Origin of the sequence: Luteimonas yanweni, assembly GCF_039548475.1 — a bacterium.
GTDB lineage: Bacteria > Pseudomonadota > Gammaproteobacteria > Xanthomonadales > Xanthomonadaceae > Luteimonas.
Genome location: NZ_JBCLVC010000017.1, coordinates 1 through 26,497 on the forward strand (window position 1 = coordinate 1; position 26,497 = coordinate 26,497).

At 71.5% G+C, this 26,497-nt stretch carries 19 protein-coding genes and 1 pseudogene; 7 read left to right on the forward strand and 13 right to left on the reverse strand.

Annotated features, from left to right (window positions below; genetic code table 11):
• Positions 1–205: 205 nt before the first annotated feature.
• A pseudogene (locus WCE39_RS13055) lies at positions 206–1,249 on the reverse strand (two-component system sensor histidine kinase NtrB); the annotation flags it as partial.
• 182 nt (positions 1,250–1,431) lie between these two features.
• Between WCE39_RS13055 and WCE39_RS13060 the strand changes: the two are divergent.
• Positions 1,432–5,730: a polymorphic toxin type 46 domain-containing protein gene (locus WCE39_RS13060; protein ID WP_343277119.1), complete on the forward strand. Its 4,299-nt coding sequence runs from the start codon at positions 1,432–1,434 to the stop codon at positions 5,728–5,730.
• Between the two features lie 68 nt (positions 5,731–5,798).
• Here WCE39_RS13060 and WCE39_RS13065 read toward each other — a convergent pair whose 3' ends face one another.
• On the reverse strand, positions 5,799–6,551 hold the full coding sequence (locus WCE39_RS13065; protein ID WP_343277120.1) for an N-acetylmuramoyl-L-alanine amidase: 753 nt from the start codon (positions 6,549–6,551) through the stop codon (positions 5,799–5,801).
• Between the two features lie 240 nt (positions 6,552–6,791).
• Between WCE39_RS13065 and WCE39_RS13070 the strand changes: the two genes are divergently transcribed.
• Positions 6,792–9,674, forward strand: a complete 2,883-nt coding sequence (locus WCE39_RS13070) for an EAL domain-containing protein (RefSeq protein ID WP_343277121.1) — start codon at positions 6,792–6,794, stop codon at positions 9,672–9,674.
• Here WCE39_RS13070 and glnA read toward each other — a convergent pair.
• The gene (gene glnA / locus WCE39_RS13075) at positions 9,662–11,071 is read right to left on the reverse strand and encodes a type I glutamate--ammonia ligase (protein ID WP_343277122.1); all 1,410 of its coding nucleotides are present in this window, start codon (positions 11,069–11,071) and stop codon (positions 9,662–9,664) included. The two genes, WCE39_RS13070 and glnA, sit on opposite strands and share 13 nt — an antisense overlap.
• Before the next feature lie 273 nt (positions 11,072–11,344).
• On the opposite strand from glnA, the gene WCE39_RS13080 reads away from it, so the two are divergent.
• Positions 11,345–12,142 carry an undecaprenyl-diphosphate phosphatase gene (locus WCE39_RS13080; protein WP_343277123.1) on the forward strand — a complete coding sequence of 266 codons (798 nt, stop codon included), beginning with the start codon at positions 11,345–11,347 and terminating at the stop codon, positions 12,140–12,142.
• A gap of 67 nt (positions 12,143–12,209) precedes the next feature.
• Positions 12,210–13,055 carry an META and DUF4377 domain-containing protein gene (locus tag WCE39_RS13085; RefSeq protein ID WP_343277124.1) on the forward strand — a complete coding sequence of 282 codons (846 nt, stop codon included), beginning with the start codon at positions 12,210–12,212 and terminating at the stop codon, positions 13,053–13,055.
• Between the two features lie 119 nt (positions 13,056–13,174).
• Here the strand turns inward: WCE39_RS13085 and WCE39_RS13090 are convergent, their stop codons facing one another.
• The 10 genes from WCE39_RS13090 to WCE39_RS13135 all read right to left on the reverse strand — a co-directional run bounded on the left by WCE39_RS13090 (position 13,175) and on the right by WCE39_RS13135 (position 22,267).
• On the reverse strand, positions 13,175–13,789 hold the full coding sequence (locus tag WCE39_RS13090) for a YbhB/YbcL family Raf kinase inhibitor-like protein (RefSeq protein WP_343277201.1): 615 nt from the start codon (positions 13,787–13,789) through the stop codon (positions 13,175–13,177).
• A 31-nt stretch (positions 13,790–13,820) separates the two neighbouring features.
• Complete coding sequence (locus WCE39_RS13095; protein WP_343277125.1) at positions 13,821–15,893, reverse strand: tetratricopeptide repeat protein; 2,073 nt, start codon at positions 15,891–15,893, stop codon at positions 13,821–13,823.
• Positions 15,894–15,955: 62 nt separating this feature from the next.
• The gene (locus WCE39_RS13100) at positions 15,956–16,948 is read right to left on the reverse strand and encodes a YheT family hydrolase (RefSeq protein ID WP_343277126.1); all 993 of its coding nucleotides are present in this window, start codon (positions 16,946–16,948) and stop codon (positions 15,956–15,958) included.
• The gene (locus WCE39_RS13105; RefSeq protein WP_343277127.1) at positions 16,945–17,745 is read right to left on the reverse strand and encodes a lysophospholipid acyltransferase family protein; all 801 of its coding nucleotides are present in this window, start codon (positions 17,743–17,745) and stop codon (positions 16,945–16,947) included. The genes WCE39_RS13100 and WCE39_RS13105 overlap by 4 nt, the downstream gene beginning before the upstream one ends.
• Before the next feature lie 47 nt (positions 17,746–17,792).
• Positions 17,793–18,227 (reverse strand): hotdog fold thioesterase, encoded by a 435-nt coding sequence (locus tag WCE39_RS13110; RefSeq protein ID WP_343277128.1) that lies wholly within the window; start codon positions 18,225–18,227, stop codon positions 17,793–17,795.
• Positions 18,228–18,300: 73 nt separating this feature from the next.
• Complete coding sequence (locus WCE39_RS13115) at positions 18,301–18,498, reverse strand: hypothetical protein (RefSeq protein WP_343277129.1); 198 nt, start codon at positions 18,496–18,498, stop codon at positions 18,301–18,303.
• 133 nt (positions 18,499–18,631) lie between these two features.
• Entirely contained in the window at positions 18,632–20,494 is a 1,863-nt protein-coding gene (locus WCE39_RS13120; protein WP_343277130.1) for a phospholipase D family protein, read from the reverse strand.
• A complete protein-coding gene (locus WCE39_RS13125; protein ID WP_343277131.1) occupies positions 20,491–21,117 on the reverse strand; it encodes a YceI family protein in 627 nt (208 codons plus the stop codon). The genes WCE39_RS13120 and WCE39_RS13125 overlap by 4 nt, the downstream gene beginning before the upstream one ends.
• Positions 21,114–21,590: a SixA phosphatase family protein gene (locus WCE39_RS13130; RefSeq protein WP_343277202.1), complete on the reverse strand. Its 477-nt coding sequence runs from the start codon at positions 21,588–21,590 to the stop codon at positions 21,114–21,116. The genes WCE39_RS13125 and WCE39_RS13130 overlap by 4 nt, the downstream gene beginning before the upstream one ends.
• A gap of 41 nt (positions 21,591–21,631) precedes the next feature.
• On the reverse strand, positions 21,632–22,267 hold the full coding sequence (locus WCE39_RS13135; RefSeq protein ID WP_343277132.1) for a ParA family protein: 636 nt from the start codon (positions 22,265–22,267) through the stop codon (positions 21,632–21,634).
• A gap of 108 nt (positions 22,268–22,375) precedes the next feature.
• Here WCE39_RS13135 and WCE39_RS13140 point away from each other — a divergent pair, with 108 nt between their 5' ends.
• From WCE39_RS13140 to WCE39_RS13150, 3 genes are all read left to right on the forward strand, one after another.
• A complete protein-coding gene (locus WCE39_RS13140; protein ID WP_343277133.1) occupies positions 22,376–23,863 on the forward strand; it encodes an AAA family ATPase in 1,488 nt (495 codons plus the stop codon).
• A gap of 89 nt (positions 23,864–23,952) precedes the next feature.
• Positions 23,953–25,617: a hypothetical protein gene (locus WCE39_RS13145; RefSeq protein ID WP_343277134.1), complete on the forward strand. Its 1,665-nt coding sequence runs from the start codon at positions 23,953–23,955 to the stop codon at positions 25,615–25,617.
• Between the two features lie 185 nt (positions 25,618–25,802).
• On the forward strand, positions 25,803–26,459 hold the full coding sequence (locus WCE39_RS13150) for an ankyrin repeat domain-containing protein (RefSeq protein WP_343277135.1): 657 nt from the start codon (positions 25,803–25,805) through the stop codon (positions 26,457–26,459).
• Positions 26,460–26,497: the final 38 nt, after the last annotated feature.

Sequence of the window (26,497 nt, forward strand, 5' to 3'; positions counted from 1 at the left end):
CCCCCCCCCCCCCCCCCCCCCCCCCCCCCCCCCCCCCCCCCCCCCCCCCCCCCCCCCCCCCCCCCCCCCCCCCCCCCCCCCCCCCCCCCCCCCCCCCCCCCCCCCCCCCCCCCCCCCCCCCCCCCCCGCCGCCCACGGTGGCAGTGGTGGCGCTGGTGGCAGCGGCGTCCGCGGCTTCGCCGGGCGATTCCACCGCAACACCGTTGGCGTCGCCGGCGGGCGCCGCGGAGGCAGGTGGATACGGCAACAACAGCGTGAACACCGTATGCCCCGGGCGCGAGCGGTAGGCGAGGCTGCCGCGGTGCTCGCGCGCCACCTGCTGCGCCAGCGCCAGCCCCAACCCGCTGCCCTCGGCGCGGCCCGAGACGAGCGGAACGAACACCTGTTCGGCCAGTTCGTCGGGCACCCCGCGGCCGTCGTCAACAACGTCCAGGCGCAGCGCCAGCGCGTGCAGCCCGCTGCCGATGCGCACCCCGTGCTCGGCGCGCGTGCGCAGCGCCACTTCGCCGGCGCCTGCTTCGATCGCATTGCGCACCAGGTTCCACACCGCCTGCACCAGGCGGTCGTGGCCGCCGTCGAACTCCGGAAGGCTGGGGTCGTAGTCACGCACCAGCTTCACCGCCCAACCGGCGTCCGCCTCGGCCAGGCGCAGCACGCGCTCCAGCACCGCGTGCACGTTCAGCGGCGCATGCGGGCTCGGCGGCGCGGGATCGAGCATGCGGTCGACCAGCTGCGCCAGGCGCGCGACTTCGGAATCGACCAGTTCCAGCAGCTCGCGCGCCGGGGCGTCGTTGCCGGGGATGCGGCGCGCCAGCAGCTGCGCGGCGCCTTTCAGGCCCGCCAGCGGGTTGCGCAGTTCGTGCGCCAGTCCCCTGAGCGTCGCCGACAGCGCCAGCGGCAGGGCCGCGACCGGATCGCCTCCGGGGAATTCGTCCACCGGATGCAGCTCCAGCAGCCAGCCGCTGCCGTGCGGGCCCAGCCACGCGTCCGCGAAGTGGGGCGCGGCGCCGGGCACGGCCAGTGCCAGCCGCTGCAGGCGCCTGGACTCGCGCGGCTCCGGGGCCTCCAGCGCGCGCGCCAGGGCATCGCCCTCGAACTCCAGCGAGGCCAGCGGCACGCCCGCCAGGCGCCGCGCACTGACCACCAGCCACTGCGCACAGGCGGCATTGGCGGCGATCACGGTCCCGTCGCCGGCGGCGACCAGGACCGGCGTACTGAGCGATTCGAAGTCGTGGGCGGGCAGCGGCATTGCACCAATCTAGTGCAAGAGGCTGGCTTCGCGACAGCGGCGCATGGGGTTATCCCGTATTGAGCCCCCGGGCCGGCGATGCAACCCTCGTACCCGCGCACCCGCATGGCCTCGGCCCGGTGGAGGGTGCCGTCCGAATTTCGCCCGCTCCGGCACGCCGGCTCAGGGCCTGGAGAGTCGCCATGAACAATCCTGTCTCTGATCGATACACCCGCCTCGCCCCGCCGCCCCCTCCGCCGCCGCCGCCCCCGCCGCCGAAGATCGAAAAGGCCGAGGACGCCCTCGCGCAGGCCAGGCACGACCATGGTGGCAGCGTACACGGCACGACCCATGCAGATACACAGGCCAACCTCGCCGAGAGCCGCCAGGCGGCGATCGACCAGGCCATGCAGGATGGCCGCGGCGGCGACATCAGCACCATCAATACCGCCTTCGACCAGGCGCTGGCACGCCTCGACGCCGCTGACATCGCCTACCAGACGCAGTCCGGCCCGGCGGTCGACACCGGCACCGGCCAGGCGGCGGACGGACGCAGCATCCGGACATCGACCCACGCCGATGGCACCCGGATCGTGCAGGCCGAAGGCGTGGATGCGCGCGGCAATGCGGTGGCCACCACGCAGGTGTTCGAGGCGGGCGCGACCGGCGCCGCGGCCCGGGTGCCGTTGGAAAGCCGCACCGTGGTCGCCAACGGCACCTCGACCACCAGCGGGCTGCCGGAGCGCAGCGTGGAACAGGCCGCCGACGGCCAGGGCACGGTGATCACCGACACCTGGGGCGATACGCCCGGCGCGCCCGAGCGCGTGGTGCGCCACGTCGTCCTGCCATCCACCCACGGTGGCCAGCAGGTCCAGTCGGTGACGCTGCTGGACGGCGGCGCCGAGGCCGACGTCCCGCCCGCGCTGCGCATCCGCGAAATCGCCGCCGACGGCACGGTAGACTTCGATACCGGCGAAGTCAGCCGCGTGTCGTCCACGGCCGTGCCGGGGCAGCCCGGCGTCTCGACCGTGAGCCATGCCTACGACAGCGGCATGCGAATGGAGTACGCCATCCACGCCGCACCCGCCGGCAGCGAGGGCGTGCCGGACGCGATGCTCTCGCAGGCACTGGCGACCGAAGACGGCAGCGTCGTCTTCGAATCCACCGGCGTGACCCGGACCGAAACCTCCGGTCCGCAGGGCGACCTTCAGATCACCGACACCGCCGCCGACGGCAGCCGCACCGTCTACAACCTCGGCACCGACGGCCAGCTGGCAGGCACCCGCGCCTACGGCGCCGACGGCGCCCTGCTGCAGACCCTCACCCGCGAGTCGCTGGACGGCCTGCCGGAAGTCGCCAGCCGCGAGACCGTCACCGCCGCCGATGGCAGCCAGGTGGTGACCGAATACAACGCCGACGGCGAACCCCTGGGCATCCGCGAGATCGACGCCAATGGCGCCACCGTCCAGGAAGTCGGCTCGCTCAAGGGCGAGCGCATCGACGCCGCCCGCGCCGACGAGGTCGCCGGCGAGATTTTGGATGTCGGTGTTCGCCACCTGTGGAGCGACAACTACGAGAAGCGCCTGCTCTACGCTTTGGAAACCCTGCAGGACCTCGATCCGGTCTCGCAGCAGATGGTGCTGGGCGCCCTGCAGGAACAGGATCCCGGCATGGGCCAGTCCTGGTTCCGCACGGGCATCCTGGAAAACCTGAAGAGCGACGAACTGGCGCTGCTCGACGGCGGCGGCCTCGACATCATGACCGGCGTGCCCGGCACCACCGCCGACGACCTGGAGGCGATCAGGACCATCCACCAGCTGGACGTGGACGCGGGCGAGTACACCGGCGAGTACGGCGAGTACGCGGCCACCAGCAACGAACAGGAGGCCGGCCAGCTGCAGGCCTTCATGGCCGAACACGAGGCGCGCGCCGGCGATCCGCAGGCACAGGCCCGGTTTGTCGCGCTGTACGAGCGCATGCACGGCGATGCCTTCGTCGAGGGCTTCCTGAGCGACGAGACCCTGGCCGAGGCGAAGGACACCGGACTGTCGCTCTACAAGGATGCCAGCGTGGTCGGGATCGACAACGCGGCCTACGACGTGCTGATGGGCAACCGCCTGGAGACCGCGGCCGATTCGCGCGAGGACGTACTGACCGCGCGCGACCGGGTAATGGATGCCGGCGTGCGCCGCTTCATGGTCGACAACCAGGAAGAGCGCGTGCAAGCGCTGGTGACCGAAATGGCCAAGCTCGACCCCGAAGGCCAGGCGGCGCTGATGCGCCAGGTGGTCCAGGCCGATCCCGATGCGCGCCTGAACTGGCTGCGCGACGGCATCATCGACCGCGCCACCGAGGGCAACCAGGCATTCACTCCCGAAATGCGGGACGTGATCACCGGCATCCGCGGCAACGGCGAGACCAGCTTCATGGGCCAGCTGCAGGGCTTCGGCGGCGGCGTCAAGGACGCCGGCGTGGGCTTCGTGGTCGGCCTGGGCGTACTGGCACGGACGTCCTACGACCTCTCCGGCGCCGGCGTCATCAGCGACCTGGTCACCGGCGGCGACGGCCCCGCCTTCCTGCCCAGCGCGCAGCGTGGACAGGACACGGGCAAGGCCATGATCGAAGGCCTGCCGCACATGTTTTCGCACATCGGCGCCGCCTGGGGCGATGGCCGCTACGGCGAGGCCCTGGGCAACATCACCTTCGACGTCGCGTCGATGCTGATCCCGGTCAAGATCCCCAAGATCAGGCTGCCCGGAGGCGCGGGCGCGGCCGACAACATCGCCGGCGCCGCCGACAACCTGGCCACGGCGCGCTACGTGGACCAGCAGGGGCGGCCGGTCAACGCGCCGGCGACCGGGCCGCGGCTCGCCACGGCGGGTCCGGACGGCACGTACACGATCACCGACGCGGCGCCGCCGGGCGGCACTGCGGCGCGGCAGGGCATCGAGGCTCCGCCGCCGCGCCTGGCGATCGAGGCCGCGCCGACGCCCGAGCTCCTCGCCCAGCGCCAGGCCACCGCCGCCGCGTTCTACGAGCGCGCGACCGGGCGCCCGGCCGACCCCGCGCACCTCGGCGGCATCGACTTCAGCCGTCCGGTGGAGGTGCAGACGCTGCGCGAAGGCACGGTGGTCTACCAGTGGCAGGCGCCGGGCGCACCACAGGGCAGCTACTTCTCGCCCTCGCCCACCGCACGGCCGACCGATATCGGCATCTCGAGCGTGGGCGTGCGGCCCGAGGTGTACCAGAAGGTCTCCGAAACCCTCCGCAACGTCGATCCGCAGGCGCCGGCGCCGGTCCGCCACGCCGACGGGACCTACAGCGGCATGGACCCCGCCCATGCCATCGAGGTCACGCCCGACGGGATCGTCGACAAGACGCGCGTCGCCTACGTGGTGACGCGCGACACCGACGTGCTGGTTTCGACCGCGCGCCAGGTCAACGACACCTGGGCCATCCCCGACCGCTCGATGACGTCCATCCCGACCGAGGGCGGCCGGCTGCAGATCTACACCGGCGACGGCGGCGCGTTCCAACCGGTGGTCCGCGGCGCCGAGCCGCCGGCGACGACGCCGCCTGGCGCGGTCTCCGCATACGCCGTGCCACCCGGCCGGACCTTTGCCGACGACGTGCTCGGCACCGGGCCGCACCGGCTGGACGGCGATTTCCTGGAGATCGCCAGGCACGTGTACAAGGCCGACGGCACGCCGCTTGAAGGCGGCTTCCGCCAGCTGGGCGAAGCGGACCTGCCGCCCGGCATCAGCGCGGCCGACCTCGACCATGCGTCCGGGCTGCGTGCCGCGATCTACACCAATGGCGAGGGCCAGTTCGTGCTCGCGTTCAAGGGCACCACACCCACGTCGCTGCGCGACATCAAGGCCGACGTCGTGCAGGGCCTGGGCTTCCCGTCCGGGCAGTACACGCATGCGGTCGAGCTCACGCGCCATGCGCATGCCGCCTACGGCGACAACCTGGTGCTGACCGGGCACTCGCTGGGCGGCGGGCTGGCCTCGCAGGCCGCGATGGCCGCCGGCGCCGGCCACCTGCCGGCGATCGTGTTCAACCCGGCCGCGGTGCATCCGCGCAACCTGGCGCGCGAGAACCCGCTGTTCCAGGACGGCGGTGGCGTCCAGCACGCGGCCGAGGGCGGCAGCTTCGCGAACGGTCGCGAACTGGCCCCGTACTACGCCGGCGAAGGCGGCCTGGTGCGCGCCTACATCGTCAGGAACGACGAACTCACCCTGCTCCAGGACCGCGTCCCGGGCATGCCAAGTGCGTTGGGGCATCGTGAGGGGCTGCCGGCCAACTTCCCCTTCGGGCACGGCACCGCCGCGCTGCAGGAGGGATTCGCCAAGCGCTTCCCTGACGGCGTGCCCGATATCGACCCGGACGTCGGATCCCTGTACATCGATCCGGCCAGCGGCGAGTGGACCACGCGGGCGCCCGATCCCGACGGCCCCACCTGGCCCGGCAACTGGTTCATGGGCGGGTCCACACCGTAACGCCGTAACGGCGGAGTGCGGGGTGCGGAGTGCGGGCTTCGCGAGCGCGCCGCCCGCGCGACGATTTGCTAGGGCGCCGGCACCAGCAACCCGGCGCCCTCCGGCCGCGTCAGCGCGTGCAGGATCCGCAGGTCTTCCTCGTCCAGCGTGGTCAGCGCATCGCCGCGAAAGCGCAGGCGGAATGCCCGGATCGCCGCCGCGGGATCGTCAACGGCATAGCCGACCAGCCGCAGCGCGCGCATCGCATCGAAGCCATCCGGCGCCGGTGGCGCGTCATCGGCGGGCCAGATGCCGAAGCCGGCTGCGGCCAGTCGCTTCCAGGGGAACAGCGCACCCGGATCGATCTTGCGCGATGGCGCGAGGTCGGAGTGCCCGATCACCTGGCTGCGCGGAATCCGCAGGCGCGTGGTCAGGTCCTCAAGCAGGCGCAGCAGCGCCTGCACCTGCGGCTCGGTGAAGGGTTCACGGCCATCGTTGTCGATCTCGATGCCGATCGACGCCGAGTTGAGGTCGGTGATCGTGCCCCAGCGCCCGCCACCGGCGTGCCAGGCGCGTCGCGAGTCCGCGACCAGCTGGTAGATCGCGCCGTCGTCGCCGACCAGGTAGTGCGAGCTCACCGGCCCGCCGCTGTTGCGGGTGCTCAGCGTGCGCAGGCTCTGTTCGACCGAGTCCTGCTCGGTGTAGTGCAGGACGATGACGACCGGGCGTCGCTCGTCGTGGTTGGGCGACGGCACCCAGTGCGCGATCGGGTTGCGCGCCGGCTGGTGGGCGCAGGAAACGAGCAGGAGCATGCATGCAAGCACGGCAGTGACACGAAGCATCGTGCGTCCTTCAGCGACCACGGCAGCGCATTACACCCCATTCCGCCTGCACGGGCACGTCCGTCCCGGCAGGGGCGTTTCGCGCGGCGCGCGAAGACGGCGCTAAAGCCCCGGCCGGGCCGGCCGTTATATGCCAACACACCGACCCGGATCTGCCGCGCGCACTCCCATGCAACACGAACGCCTTCCATCCCGTCGCAGAAGCCAGGCCACCAGGCTGCCTCGCCGGACCGTGGCCGCATGAGCGCCACGGCGGACGGGGCGGCGGCGGACGGGCTCGTCGCCGACTGGCGGCAGCAGCTGCTGGATGCCGATGGCGCGGCGGAGCTGGAGGCGGCCACCTGCCGGCTCGCCTGCACCATCCCGGGCGTGGCCCGGGCCCGGCTGGTGGCATCCGGACAGGTCCAGGGCACCGCCACCGGGCTGCGGATCCCCCTGCCTGCCAGCGGTGTCCACATGGTGGTGGAGCCTGCTCCCGGGTCGGGCGACATACTTCGGCCGGCTACCCTGCACCCTCTGTTGCAGGCCGCCGACCGGCTGCTGGCCCGCGAGCGCAGATTGACCGAGCTGTCGCTCGAAGTCGGTCGCCAGCAGCACTCCGATCGCCTGCAGCGCGCGCTGTTCGCCATTTCCGAACTGGCGGTGTCGCACCGGGACATGGCCGACGTGCTGCGCGGCATCCACGACATCGTGGGCACGCTGATGTACGCGGAGAACTTCTTCATCGTCCTGCGCGATCCCGCCGCCGACACCGTCGAATTCCTCTATTTCGCCGACGTGCAGGACCAGGCTCCGTTCGTGGGCGAGCTTCCGCTGGAAGAGCTGCGCCACTCGTATACCTGGCATGTGCTGCAGGGCCGCCGCGCGCTGCGCGGAGACGCCGGGCGGATGGCGCAGCTCGTGGACGGCCCGCTGCGCGCGGTCGGGACCGACTGCGCCGACTGGCTGGGGGTTCCGATCCTGCGCGATAGAGAAGCCCTGGGCGCGATCGTCGTCCAGAGCTACACGCCCGACGCGGGATTCAGCGCCGAAGACCAGGCGCTGCTCGAGTTCGTCGCCAGCCACATCCTCACCGCGCTCGAACTCAAGCGCAGCACGGTGCTGCTGGAGCGCAACGTCGAGGCGCGCACGCGGGAGCTGGCCGCGGTCAACCGCGCGCTGCAGCAGGAGGTGGTCGAGCGCGAGCGCGCCGAGCGCCTGCAGGAGGCGCTGTACCAGGTGGCCCAGCTCGCAAGCACGTACATCGACTCCGGGGAGTTCTACGCGCGCATCCACCAGATCGTCGGCCGCCTCCTCAATGCCGACAACTTCTTCATCGCCCTGCTGTCCGACGACGGCACCCGGCTGGAGTTCCCGTACTACGTCGACACCCGACTGCGCCACGTGCGCTCGGGTCGCCCACTGGGCCGGGGACTGACCGAGCTCGTGCTGCGACGGGGGGAGCCCGTGCTTGCCTGCGACGAACAGGCCGAGGCACTGGAGCGTGCCGGCGAGATCGCCTACGTGGATGGCGGTGGCCCGCGCTCGCTGTGCTGGCTGGGCGTGCCGCTCGGCTCGGGCGCCCAGGTCATCGGCGTCGTCGCGGTGCAAAGCTATATCCGCGAGGTCGACTACAGCCTGGCCGACCAGGAGCTGCTGTCGTTCGTCGCGTCCCAGATCGCGACCAGCCTGCTGCGACTGCGCGCCGACGACTTCCAGCAGCAGGCCTACGCGCGGCTGGAGGAACACGTGGCCGAGCGCACCGCCGAACTGAGCCGCCAGATCCAGGAGCGCGAACGGGTCCAGCAGCGGCTGCGCCACGAAGTGATGCACGACGCGCTGACCGGCCTGCCCAACCGCGGCCACCTGCATCGGCGCATCAACGAAGCGCTGCTGAAAGTGCACGCGCGCCCCGGCTGCCGCTGCGCGCTGCTGTACCTGGACGTCGACCGCTTCAAGGTCATCAACGACAGCCTCGGCCACCTTGCCGGCGACGACTTCCTGCGCGAGGTCTCGCGTCGCCTGCAGGCCTGCGTCCGTGCGCCCGACCTGGTCGCGCGGCTCGCGGGCGACGAGTTCGTCATCCTGCTGGAGGACGTGGCGCTCGACGACACGGGCCAGCCGACGGCGGCGATCACCGTCGCACGCCGCGTACTGGACCTGCTGTCGCAGCCGCTGGTCCTGTCCGGCCGCACGCTGGAACCGTCGGCGAGCATCGGCATCGCGATCGCGGACAGCCGCTACCGGGCGACCGACGACCTGGTGCGCGATGCCGACACCGCCCTGTACGAAGCCAAGGCCCGCGGCGGCAAGCGCTGGCACCTGTTCGACGAATCCCAGCCGCGCACCGCGGTCGACGAACTGACCATGGAGGCCGAGCTGCGGCTGGCGCTCAAGCGCGACGAGCTGGAGCCGTACTTCCAGCCGATCGTCAACCTTGCCGACGGCAGCGTGGTGGGCCACGAGGCACTGATGCGCTGGAACCATCCGCAGCGCGGCGTGCTGCGCCCCGGCGACTTCCTGGAAGTGGCCGAGGACAGCGGGATCATCGAGGCGATCGACTGGCGCATCTTCAAGCGCGCCTGTGCACTGGCCGCATGCCGCGAGGGCGACAGCTACCTGTCGATCAACGTCTCGCCAAGGCACCTGCTGCGCGCGGACTTCGCCGGCCGGCTGCTGGCGCTGCTCGAGCGCACCGGCCTTGCGCCGTCGCGGCTCCTGATCGAGGTCACCGAAGGTTCGCTGCTGGACAACCCGGACCAGGTACGGGGCCTCCTGCAGGAGCTGCAGGAACACGGCGTGGGGGTGGCGCTGGACGACTTCGGCACCGGCTATTCGTCACTGAGCTACCTGCATACCTTCCCGCTGCGGATGCTCAAGATCGACCGCACCTTCCTTGCCGCGCTCGACAGGCAGGGCAACAGCGCGGCGGTGGTCGACGCGGTGCTGGCACTCGCCCGCGCGTTGCGGATGGACGTGGTGGCCGAGGGAATCGAGGCCGAGGAACAGCGCGCGGCCCTGGTGGCGCTTGGCTGCATCTTCGGCCAGGGCTATCTGTTCGGCCATCCACTGGCGGTGGAGTGCGCCCGCGATGCGGGCGCAGGATGCAATGGCCGGCACGCCGGCCAGGGTCAGATCGCGTAGTACATCTGGTATTCGAGCGGATGGGTCGCCGAACGGAACGCGGTGACCTCCTTCATCTTCAGCGCGATGTAGGCGTCGATGAAGTCGTCGCTCATCACGCCGCCGGCCTTGAGGAACTCGCGGTCGGCGTCCAGTGCCTCCAGCGCCTGGTCGAGCGAATGGCAGACAGTCGGGATGCCCTTGGCCTCTTCCGGCGGCAGGTCGTACAGGTCCTTGTCGCTGGGGCCGCCCGGGTCGATCTGGTTCCTGATGCCGTCGAGCCCGGCCATCATCAACGCGGTGAACAGCAGGTAGCCGGAACTCATCGCATCGGGGAAACGGAATTCGATGCGGCGCGCCTTCGCATTGCTCACGTACGGGATCCGGCAGGACGCGGAGCGGTTGGACGCCGAGTAGGCCAGCATCACCGGCGCCTCGAAGCCCGGCACCAGGCGCTTGTAGCTGTTGGTGCTGGCGTTGGAGAAAGCGTTGATCGCGCGCGCGTGCTTGAACACGCCGCCGATGTACCACAGCGCGGTCTGGCTCACGCCGCCGTAGCCGTCGCCGGCGAACAGGTTGACGCCACCCTTGGCCAGCGACTGGTGCACGTGCATGCCGCTGCCGTTGTCGCCGACGAGTGGTTTCGGCATGAACGTGGCGGTTTTGCCGTTGCGGTGGGCGACGTTCTTGACCACGTACTTGGTGGTCAGCAGTTCATCGGCCTTGCGCGTGAGCGAGTTGAACCGGGTGCCGATCTCGCACTGGCCCGCGTTGGCAACCTCGTGGTGGTGGACCTCGGTCTCGACACCCATGGCGTCGAGGGTCCTGCACATCTCGGCGCGGATGTCGTGCAGCGAGTCCAGCGGCGCGACCGGGAAGTAGCCGCCCTTCACGCCCGGGCGGTAGCCGGTGTTGCCGCCTTCGTAGTCGCGGCCCGAGTTCCACGCAGCCTCTTCCGAGTCGACGTGGAAGAACGTGTGGCCCATGTCATTGGCGTAGCGCACCGAGTCGAAGATGAAGAACTCGGGCTCGGGGCCGAAGAAGGCCTGGTCGGCGATGCCGCTCGACTTCAGGTAGGCCTCGGCGCGGCGCGCGATCCCGCGCGGGTCGCGGTTGTAGGCCTGCATCGTCGTCGGGTCCAGGACATCGCAGGTGAGCACCAGGGTGGGATCCGCGGTGAACGGATCGAGGAAGCCGGTCTCGGGGTCGGGCAGCAGGACCATGTCGGACTGGTGGATGCCACGCCAGCCGCCGATCGACGAGCCGTCGAACATCTTGCCGTCCTCGAACAGCGCCGGCTCGACGATCGAGGCGGGATAGGTGACGTGGTGCTGCACGCCGCGCATGTCGGAAAAGCGCAGGTCGATGAATTCGACCCGATGGTCGCTGATGAGCTTTTCGACGGTTTCGATGGACATGTTGGCTCCGGATGGTGAGGTGCCCGGGACACGGGCGTCGATTTGTTTCAGCAAGTCGCATGCCACCACACAAGTCTTTGATCTGACGTGAAATCGCCGCGGGCGCGGGCACGAAACGCACCTGCATGGCGCGCCCCCGGGACGTGACGCACCAATCTGGTGCAGATTGCAATCCGCTATGCTGCCGCGCTCGTTCGAGCGTGTTATGCGGCTCCGTCTTCCCTGGCCCGCGCACCTCATCCATCCGCCCTCCCCACTGCTGGGATCTTCCCGATGACCGACCCGCTGGCCGCCCTGCTCCTTGGCATCCTCGAAGGCCTGACCGAATTCCTTCCGATCTCCAGCACCGGCCACCTGCTGATCGCGCAGTACTGGCTGGGCGCGCGCTCGGACTTCTTCAACATCGTCATCCAGGCCGGCGCGATCCTCGCCATCACCCTGGTGTTCCGCGAGCGCATCACGGGCCTGGTCACCGGCCTGGGCGAGGCCCGCAACCGCGACTACGCGATGAAGCTGGCCGTCGCCTTCCTGGTCACCGCGCTGGTCGGCCTGCCGGTGCGCCTGCTGGGCTGGGAGCTTCCGGAAACCGTGAGCCCGATCGCCTGGGCGCTGATCATCGGCGGCGTGTGGATGATCGTGGCCGAGCGCGTGGCCGAGCGCCGCAGCCCCGACGGCACCGGGGTCACCTGGACGATCGCGGTGCTGGTCGGCCTGGCGCAGGTGGTGGCCGGCGTCTTCCCCGGCACGTCGCGCTCGGCGGCGGCGATCTTCATCGCCATGCTGTTCGGCCTGAGCCGGCGCACGGCCGCGGCCGAGTTCGTGTTCCTGGTCGGCATCCCGACCATGTTCGCGGCCAGCGCCTATACCTTCCTGGAGCTCGCGATGGACGGTGGCCTGGGCGGCGAAGCCTGGGCCGACGTCGGCATCGCATTCGCCGCGGCCACGATCACCGGCTTCATGGTGGTCAAATGGCTGCTGGGGTATATCGAACATCACCGGTTCACCGGCTTTGCGGTCTACCGCATCCTGCTGGGCGCGGCACTGCTGCTGTGGTTGCCGATGGGCGAATGACGCCGGCGCCCGACCCCGTCCGGCCCCGCCGCGCGTTCGCCCGGGTCCCTGCCCCTGGAGGTCACCGATGAAGCACCCGCTCCTGTTCGCCCTGCCGCTGGCACTCGCGGTCGCGGCCTGCTCGTCCGGCACGGGCGATGACGCGTCTGCCTCCAGGCCGGCCGCCGCGCCTGCATCGGAAACGGCTCCGGCACCGCCCGGGCACGCGCCTGTTCCCGACGTCGCGACCACCCTCGGTGGCTATCACTGGCAGCTCGATACGGCCACCGCGACCGGTGGCGGCCGCATCGACGCCCTGTTCGCCAACGCCGAGGCCCCGTTGCAGCTGGACTTCGCCGACGGCCGGGTGGCGGTGACCAACGCATGCAACGCCATGGGCGCGGACTTCAACCTGGCCGCGGGCGAACTCACGCTTGGGCCGATGATCAGCACGCAGATGGCCTGCGCCGGGCCGCTGATGGCGATGGAGCGCGAAGCCCATACCCGCCTGGCCGGCAGCCACGCACTTGCCCTCGAAGCCGGCGAGCCGCCGCGGCTGCGGCTGGTCAACGCCCTGGGCGATACGCTGGCTTTCACCGGCGCGGCGAACGCGCGCACGCGCCACGGCGGCGAACCGGAGCGCGTGTTCCTGGAAGTCGCCGCCGAGCGCGTCGCCTGCCAGCACCCGCTGATCCCGGACCAGCGCTGCCTCGAAGTCCGTGAGCTGGAGTACGACGCCGACGGCCTCCGGCAGGGCGCCGGCGAATGGGGCCCGCTGTACGAAGAGATCGAAGGCTACGAACACCAGCCCGGCGTGCGCAACGTGCTGCGCGTGGACCGCTTCCGGCGCCAGGACGTGCCCGCGGACGCTTCTTCCATCGTGAACGTGCTGGACATGGTGGTGGAGAGCGAGCAGGTCGCCCGCACCGAGTAGGTGCCGTCGGGTCACCTTTGTCCCGGTGAACCCGGCAAGAAAACTCCAGTGGGAGCGGCTACAGCCGCGACACGCCGACTCCACAACTGCGGCTGCGGCTGCGGATCGCGGCCATGTCGCTACGCGGAGTGCGAAGGATGCAGGCCGTAGCTGCCCCAGGTGGCGGCTTCGGCCAGCACGTGGCCCTGCATCGCGCGCAGCACGTCGCCGGCGGTGAAGCGCTCCGGGAGCTCCAGGCGCTCGACGTCCAGCGCGAACACGCGGAAGAAATAACGGTGCAGGCGCAGGTCGTGCGCCGGCGGATACGGGCCGTCGTAACCGGACCAGTCGCCGCCCATCTCCGGGTCGCCTGCGAACCAGCCGGTGTAGTCGTTGAGGCCCTGGCGCGCGCCCGACGGGCCCGGCGGCGTCCGCTTTCCGCCCTTGGTGACACCGTCGCTGCAGCTCCCGGCATCGATCGTGGTGACCTGCGGCGGGATGTCGACCATCGCCCAGTGCATGAAGTCGCCGCGCGGGTGGTCGACCGGGATGTCGACCTTGTCATTGGCGACCAGCGCGGGATCGGTCGGGGCGTCCGCATCGATGCACAGCAGCGCGAACGCGCGCGTGCCGGCCGGCGCACCGCCCCACGACAGCTGCGGGTTGCGGTTGCCTCCGGATCCATCGGGCGTGCCGAGCGCGAACGCGGCGGGAATCGGCTGGCCGTGGTCGAAGCTTTCGCTGCTGATGTGCATGGCGGTGGCGGTCATCGGGATGTCCTCGTGGTCAGGCTGCGGGATAGCCGAGGCGGCGCGCGACCGGCGCCAGGGCCGCGAACGGGGCGGCGAGCTGGTCGGCATAGCGGCGCCAGTCGCCAGCGGCGAAGCGCGGGGTACCGAACAGGCCGGACGGCGGCGACGGCAGGTTGCTGCCCAGCGCGGACGAGAGCAGGGCCGCCATCGCGACCGGGTCGTCCGCGACCTCGTCGACGCGCAGCAGGCGGTGCGGCACCAGGTTCTGCTCGTGGATCAGGGCGACCTGGTCGAGCGCCGCGGCAAGCCAGTCGGCCGCGTCCTGGGGCGAGCCGGCCGCGAACGGCGTGCCCGCGCCGAACGCGATCCAGTCCATGAGCATGTCGCGCGGGTCGCGCAGCATGACCAGCAACTGCGCCCCGGGCAACGCGGCGCGCACCACGGCGGTGTAGGTGTTGTCCCACCACGGCACCCAGTCGATCACGGCGTCGCGGATGCCGCGTGCCGGAAGGACCTTCAGCCAGGTCGCGATCACCGCGGGCGCATTGAACTCGCCCGAGGCGATCTTCGACCACGAACTGACGTCCTGGAAGATGTCGGCGGGTGGATTGGGACCGACGCGGTCGTCGCGGAACGCAGGCACGACCTTCAGCAGCCGCGCGCCGCGCTCGGCCAGCGCCCCCGGCAGGCCCGGCATGAACACCACCGGCGGCGCGTCGGCGACCGGTGCCGCGGCCGGCGGCCACTCGGCGGGCGCCGGGGTGGCCGGCGGACGCGGCAGGCGCCGGCCAGGGCCGCCGCCGGCATTGCGCCGGTTCCAGTGCTCCAGCGCGCCGGCGGTGTCGCCGACGCGATGGCGCGCGAGGCCCAGCCCCAACTCGAAGGTCGCCCTGGCGTCGGCGTGCAGGTCGTCGCGCGCCAGCAGCGTCTCGATGCGCTGCAGCGCCTGCGCGGGATCGGTCACCAGCAGGGCGTCGACCAGCTTCATCTCGGCGTCGAAGTGGTCCGGCGCGATCGCGAGCAGGGCCCGCGCCGCGGCTTCGGTCTCCGCCATCCGGCCTTCCAGGGCGTGCAGCGTCATCGCCGCAGTCAGGGCATCCATCGATTCCGGGCTCTGCCGGCGCCAGCGTTCGATCAGGTCCGCGGCAACCTCGCCAACCGGATCGAAGACCAGCCTCACGTGCCACAGGAGGTCGATCCCGGGCGAGGTCGCAAGCGCCGCGTCGAGCATGCCACGCGCCTCGTCGGCCGCGCCGAGCCGGCGCCAGGCCTCGGCGATCGCCGTCGTGGTCCGGAGTTCGCCGGGCTGCGCCGCAAACACCTCGCGCAGGTGCTGCAGCGCGCGATCCGGCCGCCCGGCCGAGAGCTCGAGCTCACCGACGAAACGCCGCACCTGCAGCGTGGCCGTGGCCTCGTTGGCCAGCAGCGGGCCGAGCTCGTCGATCGCGTCGGTGGGGCGACCCTGGCGCGCCTGCATCAGCGCGAGCATCAGCCGCGCGTCGTTGGCCACCGCCGGCACGTCGAGCAGCTTGCGGAAGGCCTGTTCGGCGAAGGCGAAGTGCTCCTGCTCCAGGTACGCGAACGCCAGCGCCTGCAGCGTGAGCGGGTCACCGGGCGCCCGCTGGCTCGCGGCCGACAGCTGCGCGATGGCGGCGCGGCCGTCGCCCTTGCGCAGCGCGACCATGCCCCGGAGCGCCTGCAGTTCGGGATGGTCGGCGTCGACCCGTTCGGCCAGGCGCAGCTGGCGCTCGGCCTCGCCGATGTCGCCGCTGGCGAGCGCCAGGTGGGCGCGCATGGCGTAGGCGGCGAAGTGGTTGGGATCGGCGCCGGCCGCGGCCGCCATCGCCTGCCGTGCCGCGTCCAGGTCGCGCATGCCGAGCTGCAGGGTGGCGTGCTCCATGTGCAGCGCGGCGGAATCGGGGGCCAGGGCGATCGCGGCCAGGATCACGTCGCGGGCACCTTCGAGGTCGCCGCTGGTGCGAAGCGCAAGCGCGAGCAGGCGCTGGGCCTCCGCGTCGCCGGGCGCTTCCGCCGCGTGGGCACGGGCCAGGTCCAGCGCGCCTGGGGTGTCGCCGCGGCGCAGCGCGTCGAGGATTTTTTCCTGCATGAAAGGCGGTCCTGCCGGCGCGGCGCGCCGAAAACCCCGATTGTAGCCTCCGCCCAACCCGCTCAGCCTTCGCCGGCCAGGCGCGCTGCCACCCAGCGCTCGGCATATCCGTCCAGCCGCGGACCCTCGAGGAAGCCGCAATGGCCGCCCCATCCGGCCACTTCAAGCAGCGCGTCCCCGGGCAGCCGCAGGCGATGGAAATCATCCGCCGGGATCACCGGATCGTCGGCGCTGGTCAGGATCGAGGCCGGGATCGCGAGTGCCGCCAGGCGGTCGCCGGCGATCGAATAGCCGTCGAAGTACGCGTCGAGGCTGCCGAAGGCGGTGTGCCGCAGCACCAGCCACTCGGTGAGGGCGCGCATGCGCAGGCGCAGCACCGCGTCATCGAAGCCCACGTGTTCGGGGAAGAGTTCACGCTTGCGCACCAGCGAGCGCCGCCAGCTGCGTTCGAAATGGCGCATGTACAGCGGCAGGCCCCGCTCCATCGCATCCATGGTGCGCGCCGGATCGAGCACGGGGCACACCGCGGCCACCGCGGCCAGGGGCAGCCCGGCCGCCGGCGCGCGCAGCGCCAGGCGCAGCGCGAAGTTGCCTCCCAGCGAATGCCCCGCGACCACCAGCCGCGGCCGCGGCATGCGTTGGGCGACGTCGCGCGCGGCGTGCACCACCTCGTCGATGCGCGCGGAATGGAAGATGTCGGGATTGAGGTGGTGGCTGCCGCCATGGTCGCGGAAGTTCAGCCGGAACACGTCGTAGCCACGGGCCAGGAATGCGGCCGCGGCCAGGCGGACATAGGCGGACTCGGCGCTCCCTTCCCAGCCGTGCAGCAGCAGCGCCATGCCGCGTGGCTCCACGCCGGGCAGCGCGGTGTGCAGGCCAAGCAGGCGCACGCCGCCACCGCCGTCGACCACCACTTCGCGGGTCACCGCCCCGCTGGCGGCCAATACGGCCAGGCCGCGGCGCCGGCGCAGGGGGCTGCCGGCAAGCACCGACTGCAGGTGGGCGTTGCGCAGCCAGCGCGGCGGCCGATAGGGGCTGGCGACGACCCGGCTCACGGCTCCCGCAGGGCGGCGACGATACGCTCGCGGGCGATTTTCGCGATGGCTGCGCGCCCGTCGGCGTGGCCCGGCAGCACCGGGTCGAGGAACACCACGTCGACCACGCGCGATGGCTCGCCGAGCAGGCGCAGGAAGTTCTGCAGGAAGTTTTCGCGGGGGTGGAACGCGACCACGCCCTGGCCCTCGGCGCGGGCGCCATAGCGCAGCGCGACCGGCTGCACCGGCACCCCGGCCTCGACCGCGGCGGCGAAAATGCGGGCATGGAACGGCCCGACCTCGACGCCGTCGCGCGTGCGCCCCTCCGGGAACACGCCCACCGAACGACCGCTGCGCAGGCGCTCGACCATCACGTCGAGCACGCCGCCCAGCGATTCCTGGCTGCCGCGCTGGTGGAAGATCGTCTCGCCGCGACGCGCCATGCGCCCGACCAGCGGCCAGCCGTCGATCTCGCGCTTGGCCACGAAGCCCATCATCCGCTGGCTGTGCAGCGCCGAGATGTCCATCCAGCTGACGTGGTTGGCCACGAACAGGGTGCCGCCGGGCAGCGGCGTGCCGACGCGGCGCATACGCAGGCCGAAGACCCGCAGCAGCCCGCCCTGCCAGGCCCGGGCCAGGCGGTGGCGCAGGCTTTCGCCGCCGATGCTGATCCGGTCGGTGGGCAGCGCGAGGCCGATCATCACCAGCGGCAGGTGGACGAGCGCGTGCCAGAGCAGCATCGGCACGCGCAGGGCATAGCGGCCCGCGCGCGCCAGCGGGCCGCCGGCGGACGTGGTGGAAGCGGTGGGGGAACGCATCGCGAAACGATACCGGATGGCTTCCGGCGCGGGTAGCGTGGCGGCACTCAGGCCGCGGCGACCACCGCGAGCGTCAGGCGCGAAATGCAGACCAGGCGGCCGCGCGCGTCCTCGATCCGGATCTCCCAGACCTGGGTGCTGCGCCCGAGGTGCAGCGCGCGCGCGGTGCCCCTGACCGAGCCTTCGCGGGCGGCGCGCACGTGGTTGGCGTTGATCTCCAGGCCGACGCAGACTTCGCCCTCGGCCACGCACATGTTGCCGGCGCTGCTGCCCAGGGTCTCGGCCAGCAGCACCGAGGCGCCGCCGTGGAGCAGGCCGTACGGCTGCCGGGTGCGGGCATCCACGGGCATGGTCGCGACCAGGTGGTCATCGCCGATGTCTACGAACTCGATGCCCAGGGCTTCGATCGCCGTGCCCTGCGAGAGGGTGTTGAGCGCGGCCAGGTCGAGGCCGCGGCGGAAAATCGACGGTGGAACGGTCATGGAGGCTCCGATGGTCCCGGGCCGGCGCCGCGGCGCGCCAGCCTAGGACCGGACCCCCCCCGGGTCAATCGGATCAGACCAGGCGGAAGCGGGCGATCGGCGGGTTGCCCGGGGCGTAACGGCGGGGGGCGGCATAGCCGCTGCTGCTGCCGTAGCCCGTGCCGAAATCACGCGAGCGATAGCGCGACGCGGAACCGGCGGGGCTGCGCGCGGGGGTGGAGACGGTGGCGTTCATGGCGGCGTTGGAAACGTTGGCATCGGTGCGGTACATGGCGGACTCCTCGGGGGCGATGTGACTTGGTGTGCTGGTAAAGTACCACACCACAATCCTACTGCAATAGGCATAAAGTCACATCCGTCCGTTTCGGCGCACTTGCCGACGAACGGTCGTCCAGCGGGGATGCTCAGAGGATCGGGGCCAGCCCGGCGCCGAAAGCGGTGAAGATCCGGGTCAACAGGCCACGCAGGCCGACCCGCACTTCGGGGAAGTCGCCCACCGGCTCGTGGCACGCACGGAACCGCGGATCGCCGGGCGGCGGCGGCTCCACGCAGCCCGGCCCGGGCCGGAACTCGTAGCTGGTCGCGTAGCGCGTGGGCCACAGGTCGAACACCGGCAGCGATTCGGACACCTTGCCCAGCGAGTAGTCCAGGCCCGGCAGCAGCCACGGACGGTCGCGGCGCGCGATGGTCCACGCATTGGCCGGCGCCATGTCGCGGCGAACGCTGGCGGCAAGCGCGAGCGCGAACGCCTCGTCCTCGATCACGACCGCGCTTTCGGTGTTGTAGTTGTCGCCGCGCGGGTCGAAGTTGTGCGTGCCGATCACGCCGATGCGCTCGTCGACCACCAGCGACTTCGCGTGCAGCCCGAAGCGCACCCCGCCGCGGTGCAGCGGCACGCGTTCGTGCGCCGAGAAGCCCGACCAGCGCAGCGCCGAATACTCGCGCTCCAGCGGCCGCGCCCGCGCACGCTCCCCCTCGTCATCCAGTTCCACCGCGCCGGTGGCCTCGACGTCGATCGGCGCGTCCTGCGGGAAGGGCTTGAACTCATGGATCTCGAAGCCGAACTCGCGCAGGTGCCGGCGCTTGTACTTGTACGACAGCGCGTAGGTGATGAACGCATCGGTCGCGGCCAGGCTGTTGGTCGACACCAGCACACGCGGCGGAACCTCGCGTTCGTGCAGCTCGCGGAACAGGTCCTGCGCCACCGGCGACAGCACCAGGTAGGGCGTCTGCAACAGCACCTCCTCGCGCGCACCCTCGATCAGCTCGCGCAGGCCGCGGGTGGAGGGCGCGACGCCTTCGTAGTCGCGGCGATGCTTCTGCGGCGGATCGGAAATGAACTCCACCGCGCGCACCGGCAGGGCTTGCGCGGCCAGCGCGTCGACCAGGCGCGCGTCGTCGGCGTCGCGCGAGATCCGTTCCACCCGCGCGGGCAGCTGGAAGGGCGCGTGCGGGAGCCGCGGCACGCCGTCGCGCAGCAGAAGGCGGCCGACATCGGCCAGGCCTGGCAGCGCGCGGGTCAGGCGCGCGCCCCAGTAGTCCTCGAAGCTTGTCGCCATCTCCGCCACCACCGGGCCGGCCACGAACAGGTCGCGGTCGCGGAAGTTGTATTCCGGGTCCCAGTCGTAATAGCTGTTCTGGTAGTTGCGCCCGCCGGTGACCCCGGCCACGCCGTCGACCAGCAGCAGCTTGTTGTGCATTCGCTGGTTGAGCCGCCGCCAGCAGCAGGCCGCGGCGAGCACGTACTGCGGATAGCTGATGCGCGCGCGCCCCAGCACCGGGTTGTAGATGCGCATCTCGAAGTTGGCGTGGGCACCGGCCAGCGCGGCCAGGGTCTCCACCTCGCGCAGTGCCGACAGCTGGTCGACCAGCACCCGCACCCGCACGCCGCGCCGCGCCGCCGCAAGCAGCTCGTCGAGGAACAGGTGACCGGCGTCGTCCTCGTCGAAGATGTAGGTCTGCACGTCGATCGTGCGCTGCGCCGAACGCACCATGCTCAGTCGTGCCAGCAGCGCGTCCTGGCCGTAGTCGAGGATCAGCGCATGGTGGCTCGGGGCGCCGGGGGTGCTGGCGGCCACCGCGTCGAGCCCCAGCCTGCGCAGCGCCGAAGGCGTGGCGCAGGCGTCTTCGCGCGCGCAGTCCACCAGCACCGGGCGCGCCTGCGCGGCCACCCGCGCCGCGGCCCCGGCCTGCTCCGGCGTCAGCGTGGCGCAGCCGCCGGCAGCCAGCGCGGCGGCCAGCAGCAGCAGGCGCAACACGCACTTCATCCCACGCCCCCCGCAGCAGGCGGCCCGACGGCCTCCGGCGCGCCGTCCACCGCGCGGATGCGCAGCTGGAAGCGGACCTTGCGCCCGATCGCGACGCTCCAGCGGGTCATCCCGTAGTGGCTGCGGTCGATCAGGCCCGCAGCCAGCACCGGGCAGTCCAGCGCCGGCCGGGCACAGGTCGCAGGCAGCACGGTGAACGCCTCGCGCTGCTGCACGTCACGGATGCCGAGCACCCCGCGCAGCGCACCGCCATCCACCAGCAGCCGCGGATCGAAGGGATCGGACACGAAGCTGATCCATGGATGGCGCGCGGCATCGAAGAAGCCCCTGCCGCGGGTGAGCTGGGTATGTCTGCGGTTGCCCAGGATCTCGACGTCGGCGGCGGACAGCGACAGGCGCACCTGCTGGCGGCCGTCGGGCAGGCGCGTCAGGTGGCCTTCGAAGACCGGGAAGCGGCCGTCGACCATCTCGCCCCAGCGGGTGACCAGGCTGAAGCCGATTTCCGACGCCGCGGCATCGATCTCCGCGGCGCGGAGCGGGAACACCGCCACTGGCAGCGCCACCGCGAAAGCGACGGCGATGGCGACGAGGAACCGGCAAGCGGAGACCGGGACACGCCTCACGGCCACCAGAAGTCGACGAGCCGGGCCGAGCCGGGTTCGACCCCGGCGCCGACCGGCAGCTGCAGCAGGGCGATCGCGCCCGGCGGCATACCGCGGTACTCACCCGACTGGCCGCTGTGCAGCAGCGCGGCCAGCCGCTCCAGGCCCGGGTTGTGGCCGACCAGCATCAGCCGGTCGACGTCACGGTGCTGGTCGGCCAGCGCCGCCAGCGTGCCCGCGGTGGCGTCATAGATCGAAGGCTCCAGGCGCTGCTCGACGTAGCCGATCACGCCGAACACCGCTTCCAGCGTCTCGCGCGTGCGCCGCGCCGGCGAACACAGCACCTGGTCGGGCAACAGCCTGTGCTCGAGCAGCCAGCGTCCGGCGGCGTCCGCCTCCGCCTGGCCCTCCGCCGACAGCGGGCGGTCCAGGTCGGCCTGTCCCGGCCCCGCGGCTTCTGCGTGGGCGTGGCGCAGCAGCAGGATGTCCCTCACGTCGGTTGCCATCGGTCTTCTCCTTGTCCGCCGCGAACGGCTCAGGGCTTGCGCAGCCATTTCAGCAGCGGCGCCCAGTCCGCCTGGTGGTTGCGGACCTGGGCGGAACGGTAGTCGAACAGGCTGCGCCCGAGCCCGCAGAGCAGCACGTAGGCCTGGCTGTCGCGCAGCGAGGCCACCACCGGATAGGGCCACTGCGCCAGCAGGTCCAGGGTGGCCTGGGAGGCATTGGTCCACGGCTTCATGCGATTGGCCACCAGGCCCACGCGCAGGTCGCCGCGGCGGACGCGGGGGTGCCGGGCCAGGGTGTTGAGGAAGGGCACCGTGGCGTCGAGGTCGAGCGCCGACGGCAGCACCGGCACCACGACGGCGTCGGCGTGTTCAAGCCAGGTCGCGAGATCGTCGGCCATCGCGCCGGCCGGGGCGTCCACCACCACCCGCTGGGTGTCTTCGGGCAGCGACTTCCACGCGGTCGCGGTGCGCCTGGCGCCGGCGATCGGCAGGACCGCGCTTTCCAGGCCTGCGCGGCGCTCGGCCCAGCGCGTCGAGGACTGCTGCGGGTCGGCATCGATGATCGCCGTGCGCAGCCCTTCGACGGCCGCGTGCGCGGCAAGGTGGGTCGCGATCGTGGTCTTGCCCGCACCGCCCTTGGAACTGGCCACCAGCACCGTCTTCATCCGCCCTCCGGTCACGTCCGCCATCGTTCGGCAATCGAGGGTACACCGCCCGACACGACATCGCGCACCTAGAATGCACCGACTCCCGAGCACTGGCACCACGCCCCGATGAGCGACCTGCAGGACCTGGCTGCGCTGATCCGCGCCGATACACCGTTGATCATCGTGGAAACCCCGGACGAACCCCGGGTGGTGGAGCTGTTCCGGCAGTCGCTGCTTCACGTGTGGCGCGCGCTGTACCGCTGGACCATCACCGAAGGCCTGCGCCGCCTGGACCTCGATGGCGAGGACCCGACCGACGACGCACCCGATGCCACCAGCACCCTGCGCGCGATCCATGGCGCGGAGCAGCGCGGCGTCTACCTGCTGCTCGATTTCCACCCTTACCTTGGCTACGCCGGCACCCAGCGCATGCTCCGCGACCTGGTCCAGCGCCGCGGCTGCCAGCCGCACGTGCTGGTGCTGGTCGGGCACAAGGTGGAGCTGCCCGCGGAGCTGGAAGCCAGGGCGGTGCGCTTCGGCATCCGCCTGCCCGACGCCAACGCCCTGCTCAAGCTGGTCCGCGAGGAGGCCCTGCGCTACCAGGCCGAGCATGGCGGCCGCCGGGTGGAGGCCGACGCCGACGCGGTGAAGCTGATCGTGCGCAACCTCCAGGGCCTGGCCCTGGGCGACGCCAGGCGCATCGCCCGCCAGCTGATCTTCAACGACGGCGCGCTCGGCCACGACGACCTGCCGCAGCTGGCGAAGCTCAAGTTCGAGCTGCTCAACCGCAGCGGGCACCTTCACTACGAATACGACACCGCGGGATTTGCCGACGTCGCCGGCGCGCGCGCGCTGAAGCGCTGGATCGACCAGCGGCGCCCGGTCTTCACCTCCGGCAGCGCGCCGCCCGGGCTGGATCCGCCCAAGGGCGTGCTGCTGCTGGGCGTGCAGGGCTGCGGCAAGTCGCTGCTGGCGAAGTCGATCGCCGGCGGCTTCGGCGTGCCGCTGGTGCGGCTGGACTTCGGCACCCTCTACGACAAATTCCACGGCGAGACCGAGAAGAACCTGCGCGCGGCCCTTGAATCGACCGAGCTGCTCGCGCCCTGCGTGCTGTGGATCGACGAGATCGAGAAAGGCCTGGCCTCGTCCACCGGCGACGGCGACGGCGGGGTTTCACGGCGCGTGCTCGGCTACCTGCTGACCTGGATGGCGGAGCGCAAGTCGCACGTGTTCCTGGTGGCCACCGCCAACCAGGTCCACGAGCTGCCGGCGGAGCTGCTGCGCAAGGGCCGCTTCGACGAGATCTTCTTCGTCGACCTGCCGGGCGTGGAGACGCGGCGCGAGCTGTTCGCGCTGCACCTGGGCAAGCGCGGGCTGGAACCGGCGGGCTTCGACCTGGATGGCCTGGCCACGGCGGCCGAAGGGTTCTCGGGCGCCGAGATCGAGCAGGCCATCGTCTCCGGCCTGTATGCCGCGCACGCAGCGGGCACGCCGCTCAATGACTTCCAGCTGCGCACCGAACTCAAGCGCACGCGGCCGCTGTCGGTGGTGATGGCCGAACAGGTGGATGCGCTGCGCGGCTGGGCGCTGGGGAGGACGGTGCGGGCCGACTGAGGGGGGGGCCGCATTCACTAGGGTCACTCCCAGCTGGCGCCAGCGGCCGGGCTGGCTAGGCTTCATGGCATCGATCCGTGGAGTCGGCCATGAGCTTCCAGGTGTCCAGCCAGATGTCCATCGCGCAGCAGATGCGCGTAGGCGACCAGTTCGCCAGCGCACTGCAGCCATTGCCGCAGCTGAAGCAGGTCGCCAACCAGTATCCGCAGGGCGACGGCAGCTTCGCCGGCCAGGTGGCGGGCACCCAGCCGCAGCCGGACCTGGACCTGCAGATGGCGATGATGGCCAACGACGTCTACGCGGCCGACAACCCGCAGACCGAACAGGCCCTGGCCGATGCCGGCTGGACCGCGCTCGAGCCCAGCGCCGACGGCAATTCGCTGGTCGACGCCCAAGGCAACGAGATCCCGATCGATCCCGCCCTGCTCAGCACCTCCGAAGGCTTCGACGCCGCGATCTACCAGAACGACCAGGGGCAGTACGTGGTCGCCTATCGCGGCACCGACGACTGGGGCCTGGCGCCGTCCGGCGATGCCGACGACAACGCGCAGCAGGGTCTGGGCTTCGAGAGCGGCCAGTACAAGGACGCCGTGGCCCTGGCCGAGGCCGCCAACCGCGTCTTCGGCGACGGCAACGTGGCCTTCACCGGGCACTCGCTGGGTGGCGGCCTCGCCTCCGCCGCGTCGCTGGCCACCGGCGTGCCGGGCGTGACCTTCAACGCGTCGGGCCTCAGCGACCAGACCCTCGAATCGCTCGGCTTCAATCCCAACGCCGTGCGCGAGGACGCCGCCGACAGCGGCCAGCTGCGTCGCTACATCGTCAACGGCGATCCGCTGAACGGCGCGCAGCAGGACCTGCCGATCATCCCGATCCTGGGCATGTCGCCGCCCAACGCGGTCGGGCATGAGCTGCGCATCGATCCACCCGCCGGCATGGGCGGGCTCGGCGACCTGGCCGCCCTGCATGGCGGCGGCGGCGACAACGCCTCCTACGTCGACGCCCTGAAGCAGAACACCGCCTACGATCCCTCCACCCGGCCCAGCCTGTCCGAGCGCGCCGGCAGCGCCGTCGACGGTGGCCTCGATCGCCTCGGCGACTTCGCCAACGACGCCCTGTCCGCGGGCGGGCGGCCCATCCTCGGCTGGGCCATCGACCAGGCGCTTGACGCCGGTGGCGACATCGCCGGCGGCACCATCGGCGTGCTCGGCAACATCGGTCGCGACGGCCTCGAGCGCGTGGGCGAGTACAACCTCAACCAGCTTGGCAGCGTGATCCGCCAGGGCCAGGACGTGGTCGGCGACCTCCGCGACAACGGCGCCGAGATGATCGACGGCATCGGCGACGCCGGCCGCGAGGCCTTCGCCAACGGCGACAACGTCGACGGCACCGCGCAGGTGGTCGGCGACGTGCTCGACTTCGCCGTCGACAGCGTCGGCGACCTCGCCGACGGCGCGCTGGGCCTGGTCGGCGACACCACCCAGAACCTGGCCAATGCCGGCGGCGGGCTGCTGCGTGACATCGGCGACGCCACCGGCCTGGATGCACCGCTCGACGCCGTGGCCGGGTTCGTTGAAGGCACCGGCAAGGTCGTGAGCGATATCGCCGACGGCGCGGGCGATGTCGTCGACGTCGTCACCGACGTGATCGGCGACGGCGTCGAGGCGGTGTCGGACTTCGTTGGCGACGTCGGCCAGGCGACCTCCGATGGCGTCGAATGGCTGGGCGAGAAGCTCAACCCGACCAACTGGTTCTGAGCCATCGGACCGCGCCACGCAAGCTGCAGCCTTGACGTAGTAACGTGGCCCGCATGACCGACGCAGCCCCCGTGCTTCCGCTCGCGGCGCCCTCCTCCAGGATGGCGCCGCGCTGCGTTCGCGTGATGCTGGCCGCGTCGCTGATGCTCGCCTCCACCGCCGGTTGCGCCCGGCAAGGGACAGACGTGACTCCAGGAAAGGGCTTCGACAACCCCGGCAACGCCCAGCTTGCCGCCGCCGTGACCGGCGGCGACGAAGCGCTCGCGCGCGAGCTGCTCGCCGCCGGCGCCAACCCGAACAGCGTCGACGACCAGGGCCAGCCACTGCTGCAGTGGGTGATGAAGCAGGGCGACCGCGGCGCGTTCCGCCTGCTGCTCGCGCTGGGCGCGGACCCGGCGCTCGGCAATGCCGACGGCCGCACAGCGCTGCACCTGGCCGCGATGGGCAAGACCCCCGGCTGGCTGGAGGCCCTGCTCGAACACGGCATGTCGCCCGACACGCCCAACACCACCACCGGGGCCACGCCGCTGTACGACGCACTGCGCGCGGGCAGCGAGGACAATATCGCGCTGCTGCTGCGCGCCGGCGCCCGCCTGGACGTGGCCGACCGCAACGGCACCACGCCGCTGCACCAGGCGGCCCTGGTCAAGGACTCGGGCGCGGTCCTGCGTTTCCTCGAGGGCGGCGCCGACCCGCGCGCCGCCGATCGCACTGGCGCCACGTTCCAGGACTACCTGTTCCGCGGCGACCCCAAGCTGCTCAACGTCGCCACCCGCCGCGACCTCGAAAAGATCGACGCCTGGCTTGAGGCCAACGGCGTCGCGATCACCCCACGCGGCTGAAGCCGCTTCGCGGCTATAGCCGCTCCCACAAGGGCGCG